We start from the raw sequence: 1,521 nt of genomic DNA, 5'->3' as shown, positions 1-1,521 counted from the left end.
CAGCAGGCGTCGACGTCCGGACCTCGGCTGGTCCGCGCCCCGGAGCCGGTCGCGCCCGCGACCCGCTGGTCGGCGCCCGCGCGCAGGGTGCTGGCCCACGACGGCGGCCCGCTGCGGGTCCTCGGCGGCCCCGGCACCGGCAAGACGACGCTGCTGCTCGAGGCCGTGGCCCGCCGGATCCGCGACGGTGTGCCGCCGCAGAACGTCCTGCTGCTGGTCGGCAGCCGGCGTGCCGCCGCGCAGCTGCGGGACCGGCTGATCCCGATGCTCGCCCCGTCCGGCCCGCAGGCGGGCTCCGGGCTCGCCGCGCGGACGTCGCGGGAGCTGCTGGTGCGCACCGTGCACTCCTACGCGTTCGGGGTGCTGCGCCTGCACGCCGCCCAGCACGAGGACCCGCCGCCGCGGCTGCTGGCCAGCGCGGAGCAGGACGTCGTGGTCCGTGAGCTGCTGGCGGGGGAGATCGCGAACTGGAACGGCAGCGTCCCCGGGTCGGGCTGGCCGGAGCGGCTGGACCCCGCGCTGGGGCTGCCCGGGTTCGCCGCGGAGCTGCGCGAGCTGCTGCTGCGTGCCGCCGAACGTGGCCTCGGCCCGGACGAGCTGGACGAGATCGGCCGGACCCACGGCCGTGACGAGTGGGTCGCGGCGGCGCGCTTCTTCCGTACCTACGAGCAGGTCATCCTGCTGCGCGGCGCCGCGGGACGGGGCGCGCCGCAGGCCACCGCCCCGGCCCTGGACTCCGCCGAGCTGGTGTCCGCGGCCCTGGACGCGCTGGCCGCCGACCCCGAGCTGCGGGCCCGCGAACGTGCCCGGGTGCGGCACCTGCTCGTCGACGACGCCCAGGACCTCGACCCCCAGCAGATGGAGCTCGTGCGGGTCCTGGCCGGGTCCGCGCAGGCGACGTTGCTGGCCGGCGACCCGGACCAGGCGGTGCTGACGTTCCGGGGCGCCGACCCGCAGGGACTCAACGCGGTCGACGCGCCGAGCGAGGTGCTGACGGTCGACCACCGCCAGAGCGACCCGGTCCGTGCGGCCGGGGCCCGGCTCGCCGGGAAGCTCCCCGGAGCCGGTCCGGGCCGCACCCGCCGCGGTCCCGGCGCCGGAGACGAAGGCCGGCCGGACGAGCCCGATTCCGACGTACCCGAGCCCGACGCGGCCGATCCCGCGGACGCCGATCTCGCCGAAGCCGATCCGGACGGGCCGGTGCAGGTCCGGGTGTTCGGCTCGGCCGCGGCGGAGGCCGGGTGGATCGCCGACCGGCTGCGGAGGGCGCACCTGGTGGACGGCGTCCCGTGGGCCGAGATGGCCGTGCTGTCCCGCTCGGCACGGCGGACCCTGCCGGCCCTGCGGCGGGCACTGGCCGCGGCCGGAGTGCCGATCGCGGCGCCGCCGGACGAGCTGCCGCTGTCCCGTCAGCCCGCCGTCGTCCCGCTGCTGCTGGTGCTGCGCGGCGCGGGCAGGCCGTCCACGATCGACGCCGACCTGGCCGTCGCACTGCTGACCTCACCGCTGGGGTCGGGTGAC

The 1,521-nt window shown here is 78.2% G+C and carries 1 protein-coding gene; it reads left to right on the top strand.

The window, feature by feature from the left end; translation table 11 throughout:
- Window positions 1–1,521 (top strand): UvrD-helicase domain-containing protein (locus tag I4I78_RS32340; RefSeq protein ID WP_308252484.1); only part of this gene is annotated, 1,521 nt, incomplete at both ends.

Origin of the sequence: Pseudonocardia sp. KRD291, assembly GCF_019263595.1 — a bacterium.
GTDB lineage: Bacteria > Actinomycetota > Actinomycetes > Mycobacteriales > Pseudonocardiaceae > Pseudonocardia.
This window is presented reverse-complemented; position numbering and strand designations above follow the sequence as displayed.